General features: G+C 61.1%; 17 protein-coding genes and 1 pseudogene. 8 read left to right on the top strand and 10 right to left on the bottom strand.

Going from position 1 to position 19,505, the window contains the following annotated elements:
* Positions 1 to 83 precede the first annotated feature (83 nt).
* From HQ945_RS00825 to HQ945_RS00810, 4 genes are read left to right on the top strand one after another with little or no spacing between them, the layout of a single operon-like run.
* The gene (locus HQ945_RS00825) at positions 84 to 1,367 is read left to right on the top strand and encodes an epoxide hydrolase family protein (RefSeq protein ID WP_174207556.1); all 1,284 of its coding nucleotides are present in this window, start codon (positions 84 to 86) and stop codon (positions 1,365 to 1,367) included.
* 37 nt (positions 1,368 to 1,404) lie between these two features.
* Positions 1,405 to 2,214, top strand: coding sequence for an SDR family NAD(P)-dependent oxidoreductase (locus tag HQ945_RS00820; protein WP_153667413.1), 810 nt, complete (start codon positions 1,405 to 1,407; stop codon positions 2,212 to 2,214).
* Between the two features lie 35 nt (positions 2,215 to 2,249).
* Complete coding sequence (locus HQ945_RS00815) at positions 2,250 to 3,278, top strand: D-cysteine desulfhydrase family protein (RefSeq protein ID WP_174207555.1); 1,029 nt, start codon at positions 2,250 to 2,252, stop codon at positions 3,276 to 3,278.
* Between the two features lie 53 nt (positions 3,279 to 3,331).
* On the top strand, positions 3,332 to 3,925 hold the full coding sequence (locus tag HQ945_RS00810; protein ID WP_174207554.1) for an NADPH-dependent FMN reductase: 594 nt from the start codon (positions 3,332 to 3,334) through the stop codon (positions 3,923 to 3,925).
* 44 nt (positions 3,926 to 3,969) lie between these two features.
* Here HQ945_RS00810 and HQ945_RS00805 read toward each other — a convergent pair whose 3' ends face one another.
* The 6 genes from HQ945_RS00805 to HQ945_RS00780 form a co-directional block, all read right to left on the bottom strand.
* Positions 3,970 to 5,523 carry an aldehyde dehydrogenase (NADP(+)) gene (locus HQ945_RS00805; protein ID WP_174207858.1) on the bottom strand — a complete coding sequence of 518 codons (1,554 nt, stop codon included), beginning with the start codon at positions 5,521 to 5,523 and terminating at the stop codon, positions 3,970 to 3,972.
* Between the two features lie 209 nt (positions 5,524 to 5,732).
* Positions 5,733 to 6,368: a cysteine hydrolase family protein gene (locus HQ945_RS00800; RefSeq protein WP_174207553.1), complete on the bottom strand. Its 636-nt coding sequence runs from the start codon at positions 6,366 to 6,368 to the stop codon at positions 5,733 to 5,735.
* Between the two features lie 19 nt (positions 6,369 to 6,387).
* Positions 6,388 to 6,936, bottom strand: coding sequence for a hypothetical protein (locus HQ945_RS00795; RefSeq protein WP_153667417.1), 549 nt, complete (start codon positions 6,934 to 6,936; stop codon positions 6,388 to 6,390).
* An 86-nt stretch (positions 6,937 to 7,022) separates the two neighbouring features.
* Entirely contained in the window at positions 7,023 to 8,012 is a 990-nt protein-coding gene (locus HQ945_RS00790; protein ID WP_174207552.1) for an enoyl-CoA hydratase/isomerase family protein, read from the bottom strand.
* A 14-nt stretch (positions 8,013 to 8,026) separates the two neighbouring features.
* Positions 8,027 to 8,515: a RidA family protein gene (locus HQ945_RS00785; protein ID WP_174207551.1), complete on the bottom strand. Its 489-nt coding sequence runs from the start codon at positions 8,513 to 8,515 to the stop codon at positions 8,027 to 8,029.
* On the bottom strand, positions 8,509 to 9,234 hold the full coding sequence (locus tag HQ945_RS00780; RefSeq protein ID WP_153667419.1) for an SDR family NAD(P)-dependent oxidoreductase: 726 nt from the start codon (positions 9,232 to 9,234) through the stop codon (positions 8,509 to 8,511). Before HQ945_RS00780 ends, HQ945_RS00785 begins: the two co-directional genes overlap by 7 nt.
* Before the next feature lie 285 nt (positions 9,235 to 9,519).
* Here HQ945_RS00780 and HQ945_RS00775 point away from each other — a divergent pair, with 285 nt between their 5' ends.
* Both HQ945_RS00775 and HQ945_RS00770 read left to right on the top strand, forming a co-directional pair.
* A complete protein-coding gene (locus tag HQ945_RS00775) occupies positions 9,520 to 10,605 on the top strand; it encodes an NAD(P)H-dependent flavin oxidoreductase (protein ID WP_174207550.1) in 1,086 nt (361 codons plus the stop codon).
* A 144-nt stretch (positions 10,606 to 10,749) separates the two neighbouring features.
* Positions 10,750 to 11,976, top strand: coding sequence for a YbfB/YjiJ family MFS transporter (locus HQ945_RS00770; RefSeq protein ID WP_174207549.1), 1,227 nt, complete (start codon positions 10,750 to 10,752; stop codon positions 11,974 to 11,976).
* A 4-nt stretch (positions 11,977 to 11,980) separates the two neighbouring features.
* On the opposite strand, the gene HQ945_RS00765 is transcribed toward HQ945_RS00770, so the two are convergent.
* Complete coding sequence (locus HQ945_RS00765; protein WP_246272427.1) at positions 11,981 to 12,637, bottom strand: response regulator transcription factor; 657 nt, start codon at positions 12,635 to 12,637, stop codon at positions 11,981 to 11,983.
* 334 nt (positions 12,638 to 12,971) lie between these two features.
* On the opposite strand from HQ945_RS00765, the pseudogene HQ945_RS00760 reads away from it, so the two are divergent.
* Positions 12,972 to 13,615: pseudogene (locus tag HQ945_RS00760) on the top strand (type 1 glutamine amidotransferase domain-containing protein).
* A 21-nt stretch (positions 13,616 to 13,636) separates the two neighbouring features.
* Positions 13,637 to 14,098: a YybH family protein gene (locus tag HQ945_RS00755; protein ID WP_153667423.1), complete on the top strand. Its 462-nt coding sequence runs from the start codon at positions 13,637 to 13,639 to the stop codon at positions 14,096 to 14,098.
* 40 nt (positions 14,099 to 14,138) lie between these two features.
* Here HQ945_RS00755 and HQ945_RS00750 read toward each other — a convergent pair whose 3' ends face one another.
* From HQ945_RS00750 to HQ945_RS00740, 3 genes are all read right to left on the bottom strand, one after another.
* Complete coding sequence (locus HQ945_RS00750; RefSeq protein ID WP_153668202.1) at positions 14,139 to 15,176, bottom strand: Atu2307/SP_0267 family LLM class monooxygenase; 1,038 nt, start codon at positions 15,174 to 15,176, stop codon at positions 14,139 to 14,141.
* A 169-nt stretch (positions 15,177 to 15,345) separates the two neighbouring features.
* Entirely contained in the window at positions 15,346 to 16,383 is a 1,038-nt protein-coding gene (locus HQ945_RS00745) for an alpha/beta hydrolase (protein WP_174207547.1), read from the bottom strand.
* Positions 16,384 to 17,078: 695 nt separating this feature from the next.
* A complete protein-coding gene (locus tag HQ945_RS00740) occupies positions 17,079 to 19,370 on the bottom strand; it encodes an FdhF/YdeP family oxidoreductase (RefSeq protein ID WP_174207546.1) in 2,292 nt (763 codons plus the stop codon).
* Positions 19,371 to 19,505: the final 135 nt, after the last annotated feature.

Genomic DNA, 19,505 nt, shown 5'->3' with positions numbered 1-19,505 from the left:
ATACCTTCGAACAATATCTTCGGCAGCCCTGCCGGACGATCCCTAAGACGCAATCCAACAACTCAGTTTTAACGGAGGACGTTATGTTAGGAGTAGAAACGGCAAGCGCACTGTCGCCGACACGGCGCGAACTGCTTGCCGTCACGGCCACGACCGCGGCCTTTAGCATTCTTCCCAAGGCTGTCAGGGCAGCAGCGGAGGGCGATGCTATCCGCCCCTTCAAGTGCGCAATCCCGCAGCGGGAGGTCGATGAGCTGCGCCGCCGTGTCCGTGCGACACGTTGGCCCGGCAAGGAGACGGTTCCCGACCGCTCTCAGGGCGTCCAGCTTCAAAAACTGAAGCCGCTCGTGGAATACTGGGGCAAGGAGTACGACTGGAGACGCGGCGAGAAGAAGTTGAACGCCCACGCGCAGTTCATGACGAAAGTCGACGGCCTCGACATTCACTTCATTCACGTCAAGTCCAAGCACGCGGACGCGCTGCCGCTGATCATGACGCACGGCTGGCCCGGATCGGTGCTCGAACTCGTCAAGACGATCGGGCCGCTCACCGATCCGACCGCGCACGGCGGCGCCGCGGAGGACGCCTTCCACGTCGTCATACCGTCCATGCCGGGCTACGGCTTCTCGGAGGTCCCAAGCGAAACCGGATGGGGGCCGGACCGCATCGGGCGTGCTTGGGACGTGCTGATGAAGCGGCTCGGCTACGACCGTTATGTGTCGCAGGGCGGAGACTGGGGCGCTGTCGTATCCGACAAGATGGCGGCCCAGGCACCGGACGGACTTCTCGGCATCCACACCAACATGCCGGCGACTGTTCCGCCCGACATTGCGAAGGCGCTTGCCGATGGCGAACCCGCGCCGGCCGGGCTTTCCGAAGACGAGAAGGCCGCCTACGAGCAGATGAACGCGCTGTACACGAAGGGCGCCGGCTACGCTTTCATGATGGTCACGCGGCCGCAGACGCTGGGCTATGCGTTGACCGACTCACCGGTCGGTCTCGCCGCCTGGTACTACGACAAGTTCGCCGACTGGACCTATAGCGGCGGCGATCCGGAGAACTCGCTGACCAAGGACGAGATGCTCGACGACATCTCGCTCTACTGGTTCACAGGGACCGCCACGTCAAGCGCGCGGCTCTACTGGGAAAACAACGCCAACAACTTCAACGCCGTCGACATCAAGATTCCGGCCGCGATCACCGTGTTCCCCGGCGAGATCTACCAGGCGCCGAAGAGCTGGGCCGAGAAGGCGTACCACAACCTCATCTACTACAACAAAGTCGACAAGGGCGGTCACTTCGCCGCCTGGGAGCAACCAGACCTTTTCTCATCGGAGCTGCGTACGGCGTTCAGAACGCTGCGCTGACGCTATACCGAAATCACCTCAACCAAGGAGAACCACAATGACAAACTTTCCAAAAGGCACTGCGCTGATCACCGGAGGATCGTCGGGTATCGGAGCGCTCTACGCCGACAGGCTCGCCCGCCGCGGCTACGACCTGATACTGGTGGCGCGCAGCCAGGATGCGCTCGCCCGGATCAGCAAGGACATCGCAAGTTCGACCGGTCGGAACGTAAAGATCGTTCGGGCGGATCTCGGCCAGCGCGACGACCTTCTGAAGGTCGAAGGGATCCTTCGGAGCGACCCGTCGATCACCATGCTCATCAACAATGCCGGGGTCGGCGCGGTCGAACCGTTGCTCATGTCCGACGTCGAAGCGATGGAAAAAATGATCGCGATCAACGTGACGGCTCTGACTCGTCTCGTCTATGCCGTCGCGCCGTCCTTCGTCGCACGCGAGCACGGCACGATCGTGAACATGGCCTCGGCATTGGGCGTCGCTCCTGAAATCCTCAACGGCGTCTACGGCGCGACGAAGGCGTTCGTCATCGCTCTGACGTTCTCTCTGCAAAAAGAGCTGGCAGAAAAGAACATCCGAATCCAGGCCGTACTTCCCGGCGCGGTGGAGACGCCTTTCTGGGAGGCGTCGGGCAGCTCGCTCGACCGCCTGCCCGACCAGATCGTCATGAAGGCCGAAGATGCGGTGGATGCTGCACTCGCCGGTCTCGACATGGGCGAACTGATCACGCTTCCTTCGGTACCCAACATAGAAGACTGGAACGCGTATGAGGCGGCCCGTCAGAAACTGATGCCCAATCTTTCGCGCAACGTTCCCGCTCCTCGCTACCGGACGCCGGCGCTGGCGTCCTGACACCCGTGCTCCAACACTCAAGATGAGAGGCAGAGATGTCCGACAGGGATCTTTTGAACCGGTTTCCGCGCGTGCGCCTGATGAACGGAGCGACGCCGATCCAGCGGCTGGCTCGTCTGGAGCAAGTGCTTGGCGAGAACCGACGAGGCGTCTCGATCTGGGTGAAGAGAGACGATCTCATGGAACTCGGGGGCGGGGGCAACAAGCTCCGCAAGCTCGAATTCCTGATCGGCCAGGCACGGTCGGAAGGCTGCGATACCCTCGTCGTAACAGGGGGAGTTCAGTCGAACTTCGCCCGTTTGGCCGCGGCCGCCTGCGCTAGAACCGGACTTGCATGCGAGGTCGTCCTGGCTCAAATGGTGCCCCGCGGGACCGAGATCTACCAGGCCAACGGCAACGTCTTGTTGGACCGGGTCTTAGGCGCCCGCGTCCACGTCCTCGGCACGGGCGACGATGCGGGCGCGTTCGCCGCGGGCCGTGCGTCGGAAATCGCCGCGGCCGGAGGGAAGGCTTTCGTCGGCACGCTTGGCGGTTCGACGCCGGTCGGAGCTCTGGGCTACGTCGACTGCGCATTCGAAATCGCAGCGCAATCGACTGAGATGGGCATCGCGTTCGACCACGTCGTCATCCCGAACGGTAGCGGCGGCATGCACGCCGGTCTGGCCGTGGGTGATGCCCTCGACGGGAAAAATCCGTCCAGGATCAGAGCATACACCGTTCTCTTGCCAGCGGAGAAATGCGTCGCCGCGACGCTAGAGAAGGTCAACGCGGTCTTCGACCTCCTCGGGAAGAAAGACCGAATTCGAGCGGAGAAGCTGGCGATAGACGGAGCGCAGCTCGGCGGCGGCTACGGCATGCCGACGCCCGAAATGATTGAAGCGATTAGGCTCGTCGGCCGCACTGAAGGCCTGCTTCTGGACCCCGTCTATGGAGGGAAAGCCTTTGCCGGCCTGCTGTCCGATATCGAAAACGAAGTCATCGCGCCAGGAGCGAACGTCCTGTTCGTCATGACGGGAGGTTCTCCTGGGCTTTATGCCTATGCAGACGCCCTGAGCAGCACCTGATCCTCTCTCCACGAGGGTCATCATCATCAACCCGATATAAAATGAGGAATGCCATGCCTACGAAACCAAAAATCGCCATTATCATCGGCTCTACAAGGCCGACGCGATTCGCCGACAAGCCCGCGCAGTGGATGCTGAAGCAGGCTCAGGCCCGCGAAGACATCGACGTCGAAATCGTCGATCTGCGTGACCATCCCCTGCCGTTCTTCGACGAGGTGGCGTCGAACGCCTACGCACCCAGCCAGAGTGCTGAAGCCGTTCGTTGGCAGCAGACCGTCGCCCGCTACGACGGGTACATCTTCGTCGTCGCGGAATACAATCGCTCGATCACCGGCGTACTGAAGAACGCTCTCGACCAGTCATACGTGGAATGGGCGCGCAAGCCATTCACCGCGATCGCCTATGGCAGCGCGGGTGGGTCGCGCGCACTTGAGCATCTGCGCGGAATTGGCGTCGAGCTGCAGATGGTTTCCACGCATGCGGCCGTTCATATCGGCGGCAGCGATTTCTTCACCGTCTTCTCGATGGGCGGCAACAAGCCTATCGAAGAGATCGAAGCCAACCTCCTGCCATCGGCGAAGACTGCGCTTGACGAGCTGGTCTGGTGGGCGAAGGCCACGATGGCTGCGAAGGCTTCCGAGGTCTAACCCTTGTAGACGCGGAGCGGGGGCGTGAGGCCCCCGCTGCAGTTCTATTTCTGCACGCGAGCGGCGGCCTGAACATCCTTGAGTGGGGTTGGAAGCAGGCCGACCGGAAAGTCCTGGTAGGAGACCGGGCGCAGGAAACGATAGATCGCCAATGTGCCTACCGAGGTCGATCTTCCGTCCGACGTCGCCGGATAAGGTCCGCCATGGACCATCGCCGGCGAGACCTCGACGCCCGTGCCGAAGCCGTTGACGAGGAGCCGGCCGGCGAGAAGCTCCAACTGCGGGATCATCTGCGAGGCGGCGGCGACGTCCTCGGCATCAACGTGTAGCGCGATGGTCAACTGACCTTCTAAAGATTCGACGACCCTACGCAATTCGCTGTCGTCGTGGCAGCGAACGATCAGCCCCGCCGCGCCGAAGACTTCTTCCTGGAGCTCTGGATTGGCGAGAAAGGCAGCAGCCGTCGTCTGGAAAAGCGCGGCAGAGGCCTGATGTGCCGTTCCATTCTTCCCCGAAGAGATCAGCGAGACCGATGATGCGGCCAACAGCCTTGCCACGCCTTTTCGATACGCCTCGCAGATGCCGCCCGTCAGCATGTTCTGAGCCGGCGCTTCCGCTAACGTTGCGGCCGCGCTCTCGATGAAGGCGTCGAGGCCAGCACCCTCGATGGCGATGATCAGTCCAGGATTCGTGCAGAATTGACCGGCCCCGAGGGTTAGCGAGGCCGCAAACGATTTCCCGATCTCCGCGCCCCGCCCCAGCAGTGCGTTTGGATAGAGGATGACGGGGTTGATGCTGCTCATTTCAGCGTAGACGGGTATTGGCTGCTTCCGCTCCGATGCGATCTTCATGAGCGCGGTCCCGCCACGGCGCGAGCCGGTGAAGCCGACGGCGCGGATACGATGGTCGGCGACCAGCGTCTGGCCGACTTCGAAACCTACGTCGAACAAGAGCGCAAAAGTGCCCCTTGGAAGGCCGGATATCGCGACGGCCCCGACGACGGCCTTGCCAACGAGTGCGGAGGTTCCTGGATGGGCGGAGTGCGCCTTGACGATCACCGGACAGCCGGCGGCGAGGGCCGAGGCAGTGTCGCCACCAGCGACAGAAAACGCTAGGGGGAAGTTCGATGCCCCAAACACCGCGACTGGTCCGAGAGCGATGTTGCGGAGCCGAAGATCGGGCTTCGCCACCGGCTTGCGGTCGGCGTCTGCGGGATCGAAACGCAGTTCCTGGAAAGCTCCGTCGCGGACTTCCTTAGCGAAGAGCCTGAGCTGTCCTACCGTTCGGGCACGCTCTCCTTCGATGCGGCCGCGCGGCAGCCCAGTCTCCTCGATCGCTCGCAGGACTAGTTCGTCGCCAAGGGCCAGAATTCCTTCCGCAATGGCTTCCAGAAAGCGGGCTCGATCCTCGAGCGAAGTTTCCTTGTAGACCGGGAAGGCGTCCCAAGCCAAAGACGCGGCTTGGTCAATCTGCTCCCTGGTCGCGCCCGCGAAACTCGGTTGCATGGGGCTGCCGTTGGCGGGATTGACGGCGGCGAATGTCGCGGCCGACCCGCGGACGTTCGCGCCGCCGATAAGGAGGTCGCCTGAGAGTGTCATCATGGATCCTTTCGAAACTAGGAGTCGGTTCCGTCCATCATTCATATGGGAGGCTCGACGCGAACCGTTGGCCTTGGCTTTCGACCTCAAATAGGCGTCCACGCGAGGCATGCCAACCCTCGGCATGCAAATAGTATTACTTTTCAAATTGAGCTACATCCGGCGAGCTTTGGGCCCGCCGGATGCAAGTGACCCATAAGATGGCAGATTCACACAGCCTGTGTGAGGGCGATCGCAGCCACGGTCTCCTTCGTATCGACGATGGCACTGGCATAGCTGGGGAGATTGACTTCCAGCGCCGCATGCATCATTTCCGACGAGTAGTCGGCGACCGCGTCATTCACAACGGTGACGTCGTATCCGAGCTCGGCAGCGTACCGGACGGTGGCTTCGATGCATGTATGGGCCACCAATCCGATCACGATGACACGCTGGATGCCATGCCGCTTCAGCTCGAGATCGAGATCGGTATTGGCGAAGCCGCTTGAGCACCAGTGCTCGGATGCGACGACCTCGCCAGCCACGGGCGCGAACTCGGCTCTAAACTCCCCGCCCCAAGTGCCGAACTCGAAGCTCTTGCGGTGCCAGGCCGCACGCTGAATCGGCGCCACGTACTTCCAGTTCTCGTAGTCTCCGGCCCGATAGCGATGGTGCATCGCGAAAAACACGCGGAGCTTGGCTTCGCGGGCGGCAGTAAGCACTTCGAGCATGTGCGGTACGCAGTTGTTCGCCTCGGCGACCGCCTTGATCCGCGGCCAGATTTTGCCACCCTCGGAAATGAAGTCGTTGTACGGATCGACCACCAGGAGTCCGGTATTGCTCCTATCGAAGGATAGTTCAGTCATGATGTTCTCCTTCGCCGGTTCAGGCCGCCTTCGTCGCGGAGTTCCTCAGGGCCGCGCGCTCGATGCTCGCCGCGAACAGCGGCGTCTCACCCTTGTTATGGGCGATGGACATCGGCTGTCGCTGTGTACGGAACAGTTCGAACGGGATGCCTTGGCGATCAAGGAAGGCCATCATTTCGTCCGTCGCGTAGGATTGAACGCGGTTGGTGAATTCGCAGCGGTTCGCATCGAGCTTCTTCACGCTCAGTTCCCATGTGACGTGGATGGTGACCCGGCCGTTCGGCGTGAAGACGTCCGAATCGGAGTCGAGGATGAGATGATGCTTTTCGCCGAGTGTCTCATGGTAATGCTGGACCATCAGACTGCCGCCGATCGTCTCGACGTTAATCGACATCCGCGTGCCGTCGTCCGCCGTCGTGAAGCCCGCTGCGATGTGGGCGGGCGAGCATCCCTGGTATTCCTTTTCGGGTAGGTTAAAGCACCATGTCGGAATATCGATCTTCTCGATCGGGGCGTTGATGATGGCCGAAAAGCTGGAATCGACGATCTGGTTTTCAAGACTGTGCATGAGACTTCTCCTTTGTCGTTGAGTGCGTTGAAGGATGTCGGATGCCCGTGCGACCTGCCGAGTCCTGGCGCGGGCACCGCCTCGGCCTACTCGTCGGCCAGAGTTTGCGTGTAGTGTCCGAGCCGGGCTTCGACGTCCGGGTCCTTCTGCAGGCCCATTTCCATCAGGCGTCCGACTTTCTTCTGCGCCGCCGGCCGTTGGACAGAAGTTATGAAGGCGTCCCAGCCAGCGGCGATCTCGGGATCGCTCGGAAGGCTCGCGAAATCGACCAGACGCTTGGTGTCTGCAATCGCCTGTCGGTCGAAGCCAGAGATCCGCGTCGCCAGGGCCTCGACGAACGGATCGAGCTTGTCATCGTCGAAGGATCGGTTGACGTAGCCGTACTCCTCAGCGAGTTCACCGTTGATGTCATCGGACCCGAGAAGGACTTCAAGCGCTCGACCGCGCCCCATCAGCCGCGGTAGTCTTGCCATCGGGCCGCCCCCGGGGACGAGCCCCGCGCCGACCTCCCACTGAGAAAGAATTGCCTTCTGACGGCTCGCGAAGCGCATGTCGCAGGCGAGAGCAAGCTCGCTTCCGACCCCCGTCGCGCGGCCGCGGATGAGCGCGATAGAGACGACTGGTGACTTGCTGATACGGACCAGCATGTCGGGCAGCGGGTGCAAGCCGGTCGGGCCAGAGGGGAGGCCAGTGGATTCGGCGAGAGGCGGCGTAAAATTGTAGTGGGTGAGGAAGAACCCCGGTACATCGCTTTCGAAGACGACAACTCTAAGATTAGAATCGCTCTCGATTGCGGCCACAACTTTCTCCATCTGGGGGATCGTCTCCGGTCCGAAGATGTTGAAGGGCGGGTTGTCGAAGGTGACGCGCCAATAGGCGGGCGTCCGCTTGTCTACCTTGATCTGCACATGTTCCTGAACTGCGTCGGCCTTGGCCTCTGCCGTACGATCCACCTTCTCGGCGACCTTCGTCTGACCGGAAAGGGCAAGCGTCGGAAGCAGCAGCAGCGCCGCGGCGGTAAGGGTTTTCGACGACATCGCGATGGCGCTTGTAAGTGTTGGTTGTCTGACCTTCATGGCTGGCTCCTTTCTTAAGTTTGTGAGACGAACGCTGGCCCGATCTCGAAAACCAGTTCGATCTCGACAGGCATTCCAAGCGGTATGCTGGAAACGCCGAGGACGACACGGGGAGGGAGCCGGGCGGAGCCGAACACGTCAAGCAACACCTCTGACGCTCCGTCAGCAACTTTGGGGTGTTCACGAAAATCGGCAGGGCAGGCGATATAGACGCCCAACTTGGCGACCGATTGGATTCTGTCCAGCGTTCCTAGCTGCGACCGCGCGGCGGCTAGACCACTAAGGCAGGCCGCTCGCGCCGCGTCGTAGCCTTCCGAGACGGACAGCTCGCGCCCGACGATGCCCGTATAGAGTGGCACATGTCCGGCGACCGGCAGCATGCCGCTTAGGAAAAGCAGCGATCCGCTTTGGAACGCTTCGACGTACGCGCCGAATGGCGTGGGCGCCTTCGGGAGGCCTATGGCTAGTTCCTTGATGCGCGCCTCAGCGCTCGCGACTACCATTTTCCTAGATGTGCGCCGTTGTCGACGTGCAGCACCTCGCCTGTGATATTGGAGGATTCCGTAAGATAGACGACGCCGTCGACAATTTCCTGTACGGCCGTGATAGTGCCCATCGGCGACAAGGATTCGAGGAATGTTCGCGGGTTTTTCGCGTGGAGGGGGGTGTCGACGACGCCTGGCGAAAGCGCATTCACACGGATGTTGTTCTTGGCGAACTCCAGCGCGAGGCTCTTCGTGATCGCGTTGAGTCCGCCCTTGGTGATCATAGGCAGCGACGCTGTCACGCCGGCGATCGGATGGTCCGTCAGGGACGACGTGATCGTCACGATACTCCCGCCAGACTTCTGACGTAGCATCTGACCGATGGTGTGTTTCGTGAAATGGATGAACCCTTCGACGTTCGTCGCGCACAGGCGTCGGAAGTCTTCAATTGTGTATTCGAGGAACGGCTTGGTGAAGAAGACCCCGGCATTGTTAACGAGCGCATCGATCGAACCGAATTGCTCCACCGCCGCTGTCGCCACCCGCTCGGCCGTTTCGGGATCTGCGACGTCGCCGCTGATCATCTCCAGCCGGCCTTCTCGGTCGAATAGCGTGCTCTCGCTGATATTCCGAGAGGTTCCGACGACATTCCAACCCTTGTCCAAGAACGTCTTGACGAGTCCGGCGCCGATCCCTTGCGACGCGCCGGTGATGATAACAGTCTTATGCACGCTCATGCCTACCTCCGTTCTGGCGACGCGGATTCCTTCGGCCGCCAGGTGGCGGTCGGTCGCTTTGTTCCTCGTGTGATACGTTGATCCAGCCATCGGCCGGGAGCTGCCCGGCAGTCGCCGTCGTCCGCTCCGCTACAACCATCGCGCCGAAAATCGGGACCCGATATTGTACGAAGGTGTTCCCGATACCTTCGGATTGGGTCGTTGTTCAGCACACCAAGGTCCAATAGACGTGGCTGGTGGCCGGGGGTATCAGCGTTGCAACGTGACGCATGACAAGGAGTCCACATGACCCGCTGGCCGGATCGCCGAATTCTCAACCTTTTTGGAATCGAGCTTCCCATCATCCAGGCGCCGATGGCCGGCGCTTCGACGGTCGAAATGGTCGTCGCCGCGGCCAAGGCCGGCGGTCTGGGTTCCCTCCCGAGCGCTCTGTTAAACGTCGAGGGGTTGCGCCAGGCACTCCATGAGATTCGCGGCGCTAGCCACGCACCTGTGAACGTGAATTTCTTCTCACACGTTTCTCCCGCCGAAGATCTGGCGGCGCAGATGCGATGGCGAGCTCTGCTCGCGCCCTACTTCGTAGACGCAGGACTTGACCCTGCCGCGCCGATCGCCGCGGCGGGCCGCGCACCATTCGACAGTTCGTTCTGCAAGGTTGTCGAGGAGTTGAAACCGGAGGTCGTGAGCTTTCATTTTGGGCTGCCCGAAAAGTCACTAGTCCAGCGTGTGAAGGCGACAGGTGCGAAGATTATATCATCCGCGACGACCGTGGCCGAGGCCGTCTGGCTCGAAAAAAATGGCGTCGACGCAGTCATTGCCATGGGTTTCGAAGCCGGCGGACATCGTGGGAACTTTTTGAGCCAGGACATGACGACCCAGGTTGGAATCATGGCGCTCCTGCCCCAGGTGGTCGACGCGGTGCGGGTGCCAGTAATCGCTGCCGGCGGCATCGCCGACGGGAGAGGTGTCGCCGCCGCCCTAATGCTAGGCGCTTCCGCCGTCCAGGTCGGGACCGCATACTTATTCTGCCCCGAGGCGAGGATTCCCGCAGTTCACGCTGAGGCGCTGGCTTCCGTCCGAGACGACAGCACCGCGATAACGAATGTTTTTACCGGCCGTCCAGCGAGAGGCGTTGTAAACCGTCTAATGCGCGATCTGGGTCCAATCTCGGATACCGTGCCGGCATTTCCGACTGCCGGAGGAGCTCTCGTTCCCATCAGAGCGATGGCCGAGGCGGAGATGCGAAACGATTTTACGAACCTTTGGTCCGGTCAATCGGCCAGTCTTGCTTTGAGAGTCGGGGCTGAGGAATTGACCCGCGCGCTCTACCAGTCCGCATTCGACGTCATCGCACGCCGCAGTCCGACCTGACGGCATTCCGTCGATCCTTCCGGATCGCGGCAAACAATCTGCCGCAGAGTGACGGTTCACACAAACGTGGGCCATCCTACCTGAGGGTGGCGCGAGCATCTCTTGATCGTGGGACATGTCTCAAATCGAACGAAGGACAGCGTCATGTCGAAACACAGCCCTAGTCCATATGTGGTCGTCCTCGCTGGATCGGCGTCTCTCGCCATCGCCATGGGCGTCGGACGGTTCGCCTTTACTCCGATCCTGCCGATGATGCTGCACGACGGCGTCTTGGACCTCTCGCGAGCCGGAGGCCTCGCCACCGCAAACTACGTGGGCTATCTGGTCGGCGCGTTGGCGGCGATGGCAGTGCCCAGGAGGTGGGATCATACCTTCGTCATCCGCCTGACACTGGTGGCCACGGTCCTGCTTACCGCTTTGATGTCTGCGCCCTACGCCGATGCCTGGGTTGCTCTTCGGTTTCTCGCGGGCGTGGCTTCCGCAGTCGGATTCGTCTTCACCTCCGGATGGTGTCTTGCCCAGCTTTCGGGAACTGGTAGCTCGATCGGAAGCGCCATATTCACCGGTCCGGGGGCGGGCATCGCAGCGTCCGGGTTGGCCGCAAGTGGAATGACCTTGCTCGGGCTATCGGGCAGCACGGCCTGGCTTGTGTTTTCCGCCCTCTCTGCAATCATCAGCGCCATTATCTGGAAAACCTTTGGGAATAATTCGAGCCCGTCCGACGCCTACTCGGTCGGGACCTCAACGCGGGCGTCTGGCAGGGTGCCAAAATCGGAAATGCCACTCTTTGCGATCGCCTACGGGCTGGCCGGGTTTGGCTACATCATCACGGCGACCTATCTTCCGGTCATCGCGAAGAATACCATCCCCGGCTCGCCGCTTCTCACCGTCTTCTGGCCGCTTTTCGGACTTGCCGCAGTCGCCGGATCATTGCTCGCCGCGCGCGTGCGGCACACCGCCGACGTCAGGCTCCATCTCGTCGTCGCCTATCTTCTGCAGGCGGTCGGGGTGGCGCTGTCGGTGGTCTGGCACGGCGCCCCGGGTCTTGCGTTCAGCAGCATTCTTGTCGGCTTGCCTTTCACCGCCATCAGCTTCTTCGCGATGAACGAGGTCAGAAGGATACGATCGACGCATCACGCGCGGTACATGGGACTTTTGACGGCCGTCTTCGCGATAGGGCAGATCGTGGGGCCGCCTGCCGTCGGAGCGATCATGGCTCGGGTGGCGGACGTCGACGCAGGATTCAATCTCGCGCTCGCCATCGCCAGCATCGCACTGGTGGTGGGGGCTGGGGTTTACGTCGTCATGATCCAGATGTTTCCGGGCGAGCGAAGCTCTACGAAGGTCGTGAAGGTCGCCCGGCACCCTTAGGACGTCAGTGGCCGACGCCGTCGTCCATGTTCAAGCGGGCGGCCATTGCCATGAGTTCAGGCAGCGAACGGGCGCCCGTCTTCTTCATGAGCCGGCCGCGATGCGCCTTCACCGTGATCTCACTAATCCCCAGTTCATAGGCGATCTGCTTGTTCAAAAGCCCTTTGATAATGCGAACCATGATCTCGCGTTCCCTAGGTGTCAGCGCGTCGTATAGCTGCTGCAGCTGGGAGAGCGCCGCGTTCTCGTGCTTAAGCGCCTCGCTGCGCGCTAACGCGGATCGAACGGCGCCGAGCAGTTCCGCCGAGTCGATAGGCTTTGTAAGGAAATCCATGGCGCCGGCCTTCAACGCCTGGACGGTTGCTGGAACGTCTTTGTATCCCGAGATGAAGATGATCGGCATCTTGTTTCCGCTCTGAGCAACCATGCCCTGCAGGTCGAGACCATTCAGATCCGGCATGTTCACGTCGAGCAGTAGGCAGCTCGGGGCCGCCGTCTGAGCGGCCTCCAGAAACGACCGCGCGGAACTAAACAGTGCTGGCTGCCAGCCCGCGGCCGTAATCAGCATCTCGAGAGACTCACGGACGGACAGGTCGTCGTCTACGACGAAGACGATAGGTGGTGCGACCGCGTCGATTGATGAAGCTACTGCGTCAGTCATCCTCGTCGTCATCCCTTGCGTTTGATTTCCCACCAACAAATGCAAAGTCTTTCCCCCTCGTCAGCCGGAACATAGCATGTTCGACGGTCCACGGCATCGGCGATCCCGCGCGTCGCCGGCCAAAAAAAGACGTCGCATCTTACAATTTCGATTTCCATTGGACGATGGTATCGGGCGGCCGGCTTATTCCGGGCGGCGGAAACCCGATTGTGACACCATCGTACAATGGAACCCCGAGACTTCTTTAAGCATCCTGTTTCTGTCGATGGAGGAATACCCGCGGCTCATGTCCGACCGCAACAGGGCTCCGCGCCCGCAATCAACGGAGAGAGCGATGAGTAGGATCCTGACAGTGCTGACCTTGCATGATCGTCTCGGAAACACGGGAAGAAAGAACCGCTTCTGGCTGGAGGAATTCGTGGCACTGTACTACGCCTTTAAGGACGGCGGGGTGGCGATAACCGTCACCTCGCGCGGCGGACAACCGCCGATCGACCCGAAAAGCGACGAGCCCGAAGACCAGACGCCCTCGATGACCCGCTTCAAGGTGGACAAGGACGCCCAGTCGGTGCTTGCCAACACGGTGCGTCCCGCCAACGTCGATGCGAAGGACTTCGATACCGTGTTTAATTCTGGCGGCCACGGCCCGATGTGGGATCTGGTCGAGGAGTGCAAATCGATCACGCTGATCGAGTACTTCTACGGTGCGGGCAAGCCTGTGGCCGCCGTGTGCCATGGACCTGCTGTCTTCCATCACATGACCTACCAGGGATATCCCATGGTCAGGGGCAAGCGGGTCACAGGGTTCGCCAACTTGGAAGAGGAAGTTCCGTTCCTCGTCGACGGCGATCTCAAGGCGCTTGGAAGCCAGTTAAGTCCGAGGACTGGGCAAGTTTTTCAATTATCGACGGCCGCCTGATCACGGGACAGAACCCGGCCTCGTCGACCGCGGGAGCCCAGCTCCTGACGTTGCTGTAGTAGGTAGAGAGGAAGACCCCGATGAACTGGCATCTCATGGAAATCAACGGCGACGAAACGAAACGAGGAGACGGTAGCCCGATCGATGTGTTGATCGAATTCTATCGGGCTTTTAACGCCGCGGATCTGCAGGGGCTGGAAGCGGTCTGGTTCAACGACACGACCCCCAGCATGGACAATCCCATCGGTGGCATTCGCCGAGGTTGGGATCAAATCGCCGAAGGCTACGCTAAGCTTTTCGAGGGACGGGCGGAGGTCCACGTGACCTTCCATGATTTCACGAGCCAGGGCGGAGACAACTGGCATCTCTTCGTCGGCCGTGAACGCGGGATATGCCGGACGGTGGGCGAGACGCTAGACGTCGCCTTTCGGACTACACGCTGGTTCATCCGAAAGGAGGGCGCCTGGCGACAGCTCCATCATCACGGGTCCGTCGAGGATCCGAAGATGCTGGCCGATTATCAAAGACTGATCTTTGGATAGGAGTTCCGGGGCGCCGAGGATTTCCGGCGCCCTGAGGACCTTAATCCAGATCGCGTCCGCGAACGAGCGGAGCGACATCCGTGCCAAGCAGCTCGATCGAACCGCGCATCGCCTCCGTCTCGAGTGCCGCGGTGCTCATTTGGAACGTGAAGCGAGAAACTCCGCCCAAAGCCCTGTCTGCATGCAGGACCTTGGCGGCGACGGTTGCCGGGCTGCCGACCGCGAACGCGCCCTGCGGACCGCACATCTGTTCAAACTGCGCTCGCGTCGGCGGCGCCCAGCCTCGTTCCTTTCCTGCATCCGTAAACATCTGAAACCAGCCGGGAAAGAACGCATTCCTGGCGGCTTCGTCGGTGTCTCCTACGAAGCCGAGCGCGTGCACGCCGACCCTCTTGCCTTCGGGCGGATGCCCGGCGGCGTCCCACGCCCGACGATAGAGCTCGACCAACGGCCTGAAACGCTCGAAGCTCCCACCGATGATGGCGACCATCAACGGCAGGCCAAGTGTGCCGGCGCGGATGAAGGATTCGGGAGTGCCGCCGACGCCGAGCCACACTGGAAGAGTGCTCTGGTGCGGGCGAGGGAAGACGCCTTCGCCATTGAGCGGAGGACGGAAACGGCCTTGCCATTTGATCTTGGGCTCCTCTCTGATCTTGAGCAGCAGTTCCAGCTTCTCCAAGAAGAGAGCATCGTAATCGCGCAGATCGAACCCGAAGAGCGGGTATGCGTCAACTGACGACCCGCGCCCCACCACGATCTCCGTGCGGCCGCGCGAAATCAGATCCAGAGTAGCGAACTCTTGAAAGACCCGTACGGGATCGGCGGCGCTCAGGACGGCGACGGCGCTTGTTAACCTGATCGTCTTCGTGCGTGCCGCCGCCGCGGCGAGGATAACCGCCGGTGCGGAGTCGAGCGCGTTTTCGCGGTGGTGCTCGCCCATGCCGAAGACGTCCAGTCCGACCTGATCCGCAAGTTCGACCTCGGCCAGTACGGCCTCCATGCGGTCGACGGCGGACTGGAGCATTCCCGTCTCAGAGTCGGGCAGAAGCATGGCGAAGCTGTCGATACCGATTTCCAAAGGTGGATCCTTTCCATGTGACCTCGCGGTCGCCAGCGTCAATGCGGACGCGCCGACGTAATCGCGGCTTCATCACACGGACGGGGAGCTCCGCGCTAGCCGTCTTTTTATGATAGGAAACATCGAAATATTCGATAGTCATCCCGCAGTTTCGACGCATCGATTTCCCTTACGTCCAGGAACCGACTTCAGCGACCGCCTTGGCGAACGCTTCCGGGGCCTCCTGCGGGAGATTGTGGCCGATCCCGCCGGTGACGAGCCGGTGCTCGTATTTAGCCTTGAATTTACCCGCGTAGGTCTTCGAATCCGGGTGAGGCGCGCCGTTGGCGTCGCCCTCCATCGTGATCGAAGGGATGTGAATTTCAGGTCCGGCCGCGAGCTTCGTTTCGAACTCGTCGAACCGTTTCTCGCCATCGGTGAGACCCAGCCGCCAGCGGTAATTGTGGACAACGATTGCGACGTGGTCCGAATTGGCGAATGCCCTGGCGCTTCGTTCGAACGTGGCGTCGTCGAACTTCCACTTTGGGGAGGCGAGCTGCCAGATCAGTTTGGCAAAGTCGTCAGTATATTTTCCATAGCCTTCCAGGCCGCGATCCGTCGCGAAGTAGAATTGATACCACCATTGGAGCTCGGCGGACGGCGGCAGCGGCGCCTTGCCGGCCATCTGGTTGCCGATCAGGTACCCGCTGACGGAAACCAGACCCTTGCATCGTTCCGGCCAGAGCGCGGCCACGATGTCGGCCGTCCGCGCACCCCAGTCGAACCCGGCCACGGTCGCGTTGTCGATCCTCAAAGCATCCATCAGCTTGATCGCGTCCACGGCAAGCGCCGACTGCTGGCCGTTACGCATGGTGTTTTCCGACAGGAACTTCGTGCTTCCATACCCACGCAGATGCGGAACGATCACCCTGTGACCCTGGTCAGCAAGCAGCGGCGCAACCTCCGCGAACGCGTTGATGTCGTAGGGCCAGCCGTGAAAAAGAACGACTGGGGGGCCGTTCGTAGGGCCGAGCTCGGCGTATCCGATACTAAGGTCCCCGGCGTCGATCTGTCGGTCGGCAACCAGTTCTTGCCCGGATGGTAGCGCAAACTTCTTATTTTGGGCGGCATTCGCGGCTCGTCCCGAAAGGAGACCCGCTGCCGTCAGGCCGATTGCAAACCCGCCGAAAGAACGGCGTGTGAGGTTTCCTGTCTCGTAATCGCTCATAAGTGCTTCTCCGATATGGCGGTGAACGCAGCCCACGACCCTGTGGTCGTGGGCGCTCGCCTGCGGAGTTTCGGACACGTGGGGTCGCCCCGCTAGTGGACGAAGGTGTCGGGCATACGAAGGTGTCGACGATGCCTGTGTCCAACAGGCACCATTTTCGTCGGTCGACGTACTGATCTCCTGACCATGGCGTTCGGCCGGCAGTTTTCAGGAGAAGAAGACGATGAGCTACCCCGAAGAGTCCGCCTCGATATTTCCCGGCGTCGTGATCCTTCTCGCGATGGCGGGTCTTGTCGCAGTCCAGGTCAACATCAAACGGGCCACAGCTTCAGTCCGCGTCTGGGTGCCGGCAAAGTCCAGTCAGGCACTGCCCGCGGGTCGGCGGGGAATTGTTCTCCCATATCGGCTGGATGCAGCCGTCCGGACCAAGTCTAATCGTGTACAGAGGGCGGAAACCCATGTATCGGAACTACAACAGTTGCGGGACGCCGCTGTGGCCTAGAGACGTGGTCATGATACGCGGCTTGCTCCAGGACCATTGCGCCATTCGACGATGCGAGAGGCAGGGTACGGAGGCCGAGGATGCCGCCCGACACCTTCTGTGGTGGTTTCAAAACGGGATGACTGACCGCGACAACCTACGTCGCCTTCTACCGCCGACCTGAACGCCCGGATGTTGCGAGCTGAGTCAATCTTCAAGCCGACGTGGCCGCGACTCGCACGGGGACGCCCTTATAGGAGGGTGTTCCCGACAGTCGATCGTAGTGATGCAGGGACATGACCGCGTTCATCTCCGGATAGTAGCCCGCTATCGAGCCTCGAGGAATGTCATAGGCGACTGCTGTGAACCGTCTGACCAGATGCTGGTCGTCTCCCCCAATTAATCCTTTGATGTCGATGCGGTCTCCGTCCTTCAGCCCCCGGCCCGCGAGATCCTCGGAATTCATAAAGACGACGTCGCGCCGACCGAAAACTCCCCGGTATCGATCGTCCAGTCCATAGACGGTCGTATTGTATTGGTCGTGGCTTCGGATCGTGGTCAGCATCAGCGCATCCTGAATTCCGCGGGGCGAGTCCTCCGACAGACCTGGAGACACAAGGAAGTTCGCCTTGCCGTCCGGCGTGTTCCACCGACGAAATGACGCGGCGACGTCCAGCCTGAACCCGCCGGGTTTGCGCACGCGTTTGTTAAAGTCGGAAAAGTCGGGGAAGACCTCCTCGATCTTGTCGCGGATTCGGTCGTAGTTGGCGATCATGCCCTCCCAGTCGATGTCATGTCGGTCGCCCAGAGTGGCTCTGGCGATCCGTGCAATGATCGCCGGCTCGGATCGAAGAAGTTCGCCCGGTGGATTCAGAAATCCTCGAGACGCGTGCACCATGGACATTGAATCTTCGACGGTGACCGACTGTGGACCGGATGCCTGCGTGTCGAGATCGGTCCGTGCCAGACACGGCAAAACGAGCGTTGTCTTCGCCGTAAGCAGGTGGGAACGGTTGAGCTTCGTCGCTATATGGACAGACAGATCGAGCTTGCGCATGCCTGCGAATGTGGCCTGGGGATCGGACATGGCCACGGCGAGATTGCCGCCCAGGCAGATCAGCGCCTTCGCCCGGCCGTCGATGGCGGCTTCCACCGCCTCGATCGCATTGTGGCCTTTTTCGCTCCGCGGCCGAAAGCCGAAGACGCGTTCCATACCGTCGAGAAGCGTCTTGTTCGGAACCTCGGTTATGCCAACCGTCCGGTCGCCCTGAACGTTCGAGTGGCCACGGATCGGCGCGATGCCTGCGCCCTGGCGGCCGATGTTTCCTCGTAGCATCAGCAGGTTTGCGATCTGCTGCACGTTGTGGGTCCCCCGTGCATGCTGCGTGATGCCCATCCCATAGCACAGGATCACCCTTTCGGCGTTCGCGTAGATGCCAGCAGCGCTCCGGATAGCCTCCTTCGTCAAGCCGGATACCGCGACGATTTCGTCCCAACTGGTCGCTTCGACATCGGCGCGAAGCCCGTCGAATCCCGACGTGTGCTCGTCGATGAAATGCCGGTCGAGTACTCCGTCGCCGCCTCCGGCAAGGCTCGCCGTATCCAGTTCCAACACTGCCTTCATCAGACCCTTGAGGGCGGCCAGATCCCCGCCGACACGGATCTGATGATAAGCCGAGGCGATTGGCGTCGAGGACATCGTGACCATCTCGATCGGATCTTGAGGCGCAGCGAACCGCTCCAGCGCTCGCTCCTTCAAAGGATTGAAGACGATGATTGGAACGTTGCGGCGGGCCGCATCGTGCAGGGTCGTCATCATTCGCGGGTGGTTGGTGCCCGGATTGTGCCCGAAACTGAAGATCGCGTCGGCATGATCGAAGTCTTCAAGCGTCACGGTGCCCTTGCCGACACCAATGGACTTGGGAAGGCCGACACTGGTGGCTTCATGACACATGTTCGAGCAGTCGGGGAAGTTGTTGGTGCCGTAGGCGCGCACGAAAAGCTGATAGAGAAACGCAGCTTCATTCGACGCCCGTCCGGACGTGTAGAATTCTGCCTGGTCGGGAGATCCGAGCTTGTTCAGTCCACTCGCGATCAACTCGAAAGCAGCGTTCCAGTCGATCGGTTCAAAGCGATCGCTGGCCGGGTCGTATCGTAGGGGGAGCGTCAGGCGCCCGGCATCCTCAAGCTGGTGATCCGTCCAAGTCCAGAGTTCTGACACAGTGTGTTGCGCAAAGAAGCTTGCATCGGTTCTCTTCGCAGTGGTTTCCCACGTGATCGCCTTGGCACCGTTCTCGCAGAACTCGAACGACGAGGTATGCTTGGGGTCAGGCCACGCGCATCCCGGACAGTCGAAGCCCTCAGGCTGGTTTGCCTTCAGCAGGGTTCTGCTGCCCTGCGCGACGATCTGCTGGTGGGCGAGCGTCTTGGCAACCGCTTTCAGTGCGTCCCAGCCACCCGCGGGGTGGTCATAGCGGGCAATACCTTTGGGGCGGGGCTTGTTCATTGGAGACTCCTTAAATTGGCTTTCGACTTAAGCGGCAGATTCCCGCCTGACGACCATCTCACGATAAATTTTGGGGAGACCATTGCACGCCGGCGTCTCCAGGTTCTGGAAGGGGCCGTCCCCTGGCGGAAGGAG

This window comes from Phyllobacterium pellucidum, assembly GCF_013327855.1.
GTDB lineage: Bacteria > Pseudomonadota > Alphaproteobacteria > Rhizobiales > Rhizobiaceae > Phyllobacterium > Phyllobacterium pellucidum.
Note: the sequence above shows the minus strand (reverse complement) of the source record. Positions and strands in the feature narration are given on the sequence as shown.